This is a genomic window from Crossiella sp. NPDC003009, assembly GCF_053591555.1.
Window position 1 is genome coordinate 21,306 of record NZ_JBSFUA010000077.1, and the last position, 6,000, is coordinate 27,305.

The following is a 6,000-nucleotide window of genomic DNA, read 5'->3' on the forward strand; positions in this document are numbered from 1 at the left end:
TTCTCGCAGTGCTGCTCGCCGTCGGGATGGCGGCCCCGATCGCCCCGCCCGCGGCGGCGGCCGCGCCGCCCGCCAAGTCGGCGCCGGTGGCACCGGTGGCGACCTGCGGGGTCGAGGCGAGTGGTCCGATCGGGGGCAAGTGGCGGGCGCTGCACGCTGGGAATGGGCCACTGGGCTGCCCGACCGGTGCGGAACACGACGTGCCCGGCGGCCGTAAGCAAATCTTCCAGCGTGGCGAGATCACTACCTCGGTGTTCTCCGGCATCAGGACACCGATCGCGGTCTACCACGTGGACAACGAGGTGACCGTGGACTTCGGCGCCAGGATGGAACTGCCGATCACCCGCGACCCCTTCGCCGTGATCTGGACACACGAATCCGGCCAGCTGGCCATCGAGTCGGTGCTGGTCAACGAGCTGGCCCCGCACGGCCTGCTCAGCATGCCGCTCACCCACGGACCCGGCCGCTACGAGTTCCGGGTCCAGTGCTTCACCAGCTGCCCTGGCGATCCGACCGTGCCCGCCGCGATCACCATCCCGGCGCACGCCGACGGCCCGGCCCCGGCCGCGTGTCCGCGGCCGATCCACGTCGGCGGGCTGATCGGCCGCCGCTGGCGGGAGATGGGCGCGGAAATGGGCCGGATGGGCTGTCCGATCGAGCCGGAGACCGCGGTGGCCGGGCGCAACGGGCGCAGGCAGGTCTTCGAGCGCGGTGAGCTGGTCTGGTCACCGGACCAGGGCGCGAACCTGGTGGTCGCGGTGGCCTCGGTGGCCGAGCAGCTCTACGTGGAGTGGGGGCCGACCAACCCGCACGGCCACGACCAGTTCGTGGTGCACATCGAGCAGCACGGACAGCACGGCTGGAAACCGATCAAACGCAGCCGTCCCAGCTATTCCGGCTGGTACAGCGTCCCGGCGCGGGTCGGCCGGGCCACCGTGAGCATCGAGGGGTGCGGCCCAGACCCGAGTGAGTGCGGACCGCCCGGCCGGACGGTCCCGGCCTCGACCGAGGTTCGCGACCGCGCGCCGATCTCGCTCAAGGACATCTCGGCCACCGAACCGGCCCAGGCGTTGCAGCACCTGGACCAGCGCCGGGACGCGGTGTTGCGCAGCACCGCTTGCACCTCGCTGCTGCCGATCGAGGGCAAGGACATCGGCGCCGAACTGGGGGAGAACCAGGGCACCGGCCTGCTTGCCCACCTGGAGCTGGCCCGCCGCCAGGGCCGCGGGTTCCGCTGCCCCGGCCTGATTCCCAGTGTGCTGCTGGCCAACCGGATGTTGTTGCACAGCACGCCACATCTCACCGGCACCACGATGGGCTTCCCGTGCGGCCGGGATGGCGAGTACGACACCGCGCTCAAGAGCCTGAGCCTGGTCTTGCACCGCTACACCGACCTGATGTACCCGGTGACACGCAGCCATCTGCTGGACAAGCTGCTGAGCAAGTACGGGCCGCCGGACCTCAACGACCGGCGGGTCACCTGCACGGTCGAGGAGATCACCGTGTCGGTGCCCGAGACCGAGAACCACCAGCTGCTGATCGAAAGCTCGCGTTACCTGACCAACCAGTTGCTCTTCGCCGCCACCGGCAAGGCCGAATTGAACAACAACACCAACGGGCTGCGCGACTACCTGCTCGAGCACCTCCAGCAGTTCGTCAAACACGACTTCATGGAGTACAACTCCCGCATCTACCAGCGGTACTCGATGAACGCGCTGTTCAACCTGTTCGACTACGCCGAGGATCCGAAGATCCGCACCGCCGCACAGATCGTGCTGGACTACACCACCACCAAGTTCGCCGTCTCCAGCAACATGTTGCGCCGGGCCGGGCCGTTCCGGCGGATGCCGGACAAGCGGGACAGTCAGATCCAGGGCTACTACGGCAGCGGTTCGGACCCGCAGACCGCGTTCTTCCTGCTGTGGACCGGCATGAGCGGCAACACCGGCGAGCAGATGCCGCAGTGGTGGGCGATCGAGGGCACCATCGCCTCGCTGACCAGCTATCTGCCGCCGCGCACCGCGTTCCACCGGGTGATGGACAAGTCCGGAGCGCCCAGCCAGCACTTCTTCTACCACGGTGACCGTCCCCGGCTGCGCTTCGCCACCGAGGAGGCCAAACCAGGGGTGGAGATCTACGCCAGCTCGCCCTCGTTCCTGGTGACCGCGGGCGGGGTGTTCCTCAACAGCGGCTACGGCCACGACGAGCTGCTGCGCCGGATCGGCAAGGACGTCGGCTACGGCACCCCGCAGTTCACCACCCTGATGCCCACCAAGGCCAACGTGGAGCACCGGGACCTGATCGCCTTCGAGGGCGTGGACAGCCGACCGCCGGTGGGCAACGGCCGGATCAACACCTGTGTGCACGACGGGTTCGCCTGTGGTCGCCGGCTGCAACTGCCGGAGCGCTGGTTGGCCTGCGGAACCCCGGCGCGGCAAGGGAAGTGGCTCTTCCTCGACCTCGACACCAGGGAGTGCGGCGAGCTCGGTGTCCGGGTGGCCCTGCACTTCGAGGAGGGCGGGGTGATGGACGGCAAGTACGGGTTCTTCCACGCCAGGGAGGCCGCGGGCATGTCCTTCACCGAGTTCCGGGACAAAACCCTGGCGGCCAACCCGAACTTCACCTTGGCCAGGGACAACAACCTGTTCACCACCGCCGACGGGCGCGAGTACCAGTTCCGGCTGTACTCGCTGACCGAGGGCAACACCGAACCGCTGGTGACCGCGGTGGACGGGCAGACCATGGCCGACTTCAGCAGTTACCCGCTGGTGCGCGGCAACTTCATGAACAGCCGCGGCCACGAGGGCTATCTCGAGCTGGCCTACCCGGAGTGCGCGGCGACGACCGTGCTGGACTACCGCAACCGGTTGGACCCCGTCATCCGAAGCGATTGGGGAACCTGCGGCTGAATACCCGGCAGGTTGGCCGGAAGCGGCCGTGACCGCCGCGATTCTACTGATCTGCTGGTGAACATGGCCGGTGCTCCAACCGATGCCACGGTGTCGGACGTCATCCGGACCAGGGCGGCGGCGTCGCCGGACAAGCTCGCCTACCCGGACGCCGCCGAGGCGATCAGCCACCGCGAACTGGCTGATCGCACCGCGCGGATCGTCGCGAACCTCGGGGATGGCGCGGTGCGCGGTTGGAGGCCACTGGATCCGTGGGCCTCGGCCGAGGAGTTGGTGCGGCGGCTGACCGCGTGTGACGCCAAGGCCAGGCTGAGGATGGCCTGGTGGACATCGGCCCGTCGTTCGGTACGGACGCGGAGTCGGCGGCAGCCCTTGATCCAGGCGAAGGTGCGTTCCACCGGCCACCGGACCTTGCCCAGGCCGGAGCCGTGTTCGACGCCGCGGCGGGCGATGACCGGGGTGACGCCGCGTGCACGGACCAAGCGGCGGTACTTGTCGTGGTCGTAGCCGCGGTCAGCGTAGAGCTGACGCGGGCGCCGCCTGGGCTCGCCGACCACGCTGCGGATCGGCGGGATGGCGTCGAGCAGCGGGATCAGCTGGGTGACATCGTTGCGGTTGCCGCCGGTCAGAGTGGCGGCGAGCGGAACACCGGTGGCGTCGGTGATCAGGTGGTGCTTGGAGTCAGGCTTGCGCCGGTCGACCGGGCTCGGTCCCGTGTGGTCCCCCTTTGAGGGCGCGCGGGTGGGCGGAGTCCACCAGTGCGGCGGACAGGTCGAGCAGACCTGCCGCCCGCAGCTCGGCAAGCAGGCATTCGTGCAGCTCCTGCCACACTCCGGACTCGTGCCACGCGGTCAACCGCCGCCAACACGTCGCACTCGAGGCGCCGAACAGTGCGGTGGGCAGCCGGTTCCACCCGATCCCGGTGCGCACCACGTACAGGATTCCCGCCAAGGCGGCCCGGTCATCGGTACACCTGTGCCCCGGGTGCCGGAAGCGCCTGGGGCGCAACGGGAGCAACGGTTCCAGTCGAGCCCAGAGTTCATCGGTCAGGACCTCCTCACGCACGCCGCGATCCTGGAACAGGTTGCAGCATCGGCAAAGCATTGTCGACACGATGGACTTCGACGACGCCGCGAGCTGGCTCCGGCAGCAGGGCGTCCACATCGTGACTCTCGCCCTGGGCTTCCCCGGGACAGGGCGCGGTGACGGGACTGGAGAGGATGCCGAAGGTCAGCAGGCGCCGGCGAATGTGGTGCGGCAGTTGCGGCAGGCCGGGATCCTGGTGGTCACCGCGGCCGGGAACGAGGGCGACAAGCATCTCGGCGGGCGGCTGCTCGGCTCCGATGGGGACGGGTGGCAGTACCTCAACGGCAACGCCCAGGGCCAGGGCTTCTCGGTGGGAGCTGGGGGTACGGTCACCGTGGAGCTCAAGCGGGATGCCTGGCCCGGACCTCCGTGGACTTCGACCTGTACGTGATGAGTTCGCCAGCCAAACCCAACGGCCTCAACGATCCCGCGCTCGGCGGGCGGTACTCGATCCGCAACCAGAAGAACACCGCCGGTGGGCTCAGCCCGGTCGAGACGGTGCACTTCACCCAGGACGCGGGGACCGCCGGCACCTACTGGGCCTACGTCAAGTGGAACGGCGGGTCCCGCGACATGCGGCACGACCTGACCGTGCACGGCCCCGGACACGGGCTGTCCTACACCACCCCGGCCCAGAGCATCGCCGAACCGGCCAGTTCGCCCTGGGCGCTCGCCGTCGGCGCCATCACCCCGGCCAACCAGCAGTCCGGTGGACCGGTTGAGGGCTACAGCAGCCGGGGACCGACCATCGACGGGCGGGTGAAGCCCGACCTGACCGCCTTCACCAACGTCTCCACCCACAGCGCGGGCTCCGCACCCGGCGCGACCGCGGGTGGCACCTCGATCTCGGCGGCGCACGTCGCCGGGGCGGCCGCCGTGTACCGGGGCAATGGCACGCTCGACCCGTCGCACCTCGAGGCGCAACTTCTGGATGCCGCCGGGCGGCAGGGGCGGGCCCACACCCTCGGCAGGGGAGTGTTGCACCTCGGTTCCCCTCGTCCGCTGAACCCGCCCGCCGGGCATGGGTATACCCCGATCCCCGTGCAGCAGCGCGTCCTTAACACCCACACTCCGGTCGGCGGGCACCAGCGGCTGTTGGAACCCGGCGAAACCTTCACTTTGCCTGTGCCGAACCTGCCGCCGGACGCCGCGGCCGTGGTGCTCACCGTCACCGGCATGAACGCTGAGGAGGTCACCAGCATCAGCGTGCGGCCCGACCTGACCGAGCCTTCCTCGCCACTCTCCACTGTGGACGTCCGAAAAGGACAGAACAGATCCGAGACGGTCACCACCTTGCTGCACCCGGTGGACAAGGTGATCCGACTGCACAGCTCCAGCGGTCGCGTGCACGTCGCCGTCGATCTGCTCGGCTATTACAGCTCCGGCGGTGCGTCGACGTTCTTCCCGATGTCCAAGACCGTGCGGCTGCACCAGGGCTTCCCACCGGAGGCCGGGGGTCAGCTCGGCCTGGCCCTGCGCGGGGTTCAGGGCATCTCGGCCACCGCGACCGCGGCCGCCGTCAACGTAACCACCCTGACAGCCAGGTGGTCCTGGCCGCATCCGGGTCGCTCGGGCAGTGGGCAGGCCACGCACCCGGCCGGACCGGGTGCTGGCCGACAAAGCGTATGGCTCCCGTGCCAACCGTGAGTATCTACGTCGTCGGGGTACTCGGTGCACGATTCCGGACAAGACAGATCAGGCACGGCACCGCAAGACCAAAGGACGTGCCGGTGGACGACCACCAGCCTTCGACCCGCAGCTCTACAAGCAGCGCCACGCCGTGGAGTGCGGGATCAACCGACTCAAACGCAACCGTGCAGTCGCGACAAGGTATGACGAGCTCGCCGTCCCGTTCGCTACGAGGCCACCGTCACAGTCGCAGCGATCAACGAGTGGCTATGACTTCGAGACACGGCCTAGGGGGCGTTTTCAAAGCCAGAGGACCAGAGGAGTAGTGCGGCCAGGGTGATGGTTGCCCGGTAGGAGACCGCGGTCTGGTCATAAC

3 protein-coding genes and 2 pseudogenes are annotated in these 6,000 nt (G+C 68.9%); 4 read left to right on the plus strand and 1 reads right to left on the minus strand.

Annotated elements, in window-relative coordinates; genetic code table 11:
* The first annotated feature begins 8 nt into the window (after positions 1-8).
* Positions 9-2,909, plus strand: a complete 2,901-nt coding sequence (locus ACWDY5_RS39850) for an LGFP repeat-containing protein (RefSeq protein ID WP_449727315.1) — start codon at positions 9-11, stop codon at positions 2,907-2,909.
* Between the two features lie 272 nt (positions 2,910-3,181).
* On the opposite strand, the pseudogene ACWDY5_RS39855 reads toward ACWDY5_RS39850, so the two are convergent.
* A pseudogene (locus tag ACWDY5_RS39855) lies at positions 3,182-4,013 on the minus strand (IS5 family transposase); the annotation flags it as partial.
* A gap of 10 nt (positions 4,014-4,023) precedes the next feature.
* Here ACWDY5_RS39855 and ACWDY5_RS39860 point away from each other — a divergent pair.
* The 3 genes and pseudogenes from ACWDY5_RS39860 to ACWDY5_RS39870 all read left to right on the plus strand — a co-directional run.
* The gene (locus tag ACWDY5_RS39860; RefSeq protein ID WP_449727316.1) at positions 4,024-4,386 is read left to right on the plus strand and encodes a S8 family serine peptidase; all 363 of its coding nucleotides are present in this window, start codon (positions 4,024-4,026) and stop codon (positions 4,384-4,386) included.
* Positions 4,387-4,568: 182 nt separating this feature from the next.
* The gene (locus tag ACWDY5_RS39865; protein WP_449727317.1) at positions 4,569-5,642 is read left to right on the plus strand and encodes a S8 family serine peptidase; all 1,074 of its coding nucleotides are present in this window, start codon (positions 4,569-4,571) and stop codon (positions 5,640-5,642) included.
* Positions 5,551-5,897, plus strand: a pseudogene (locus ACWDY5_RS39870) (transposase); the annotation flags it as partial. The gene ACWDY5_RS39865 and the pseudogene ACWDY5_RS39870, both read left to right, overlap by 92 nt.
* Positions 5,898-6,000 lie beyond the last annotated feature (103 nt).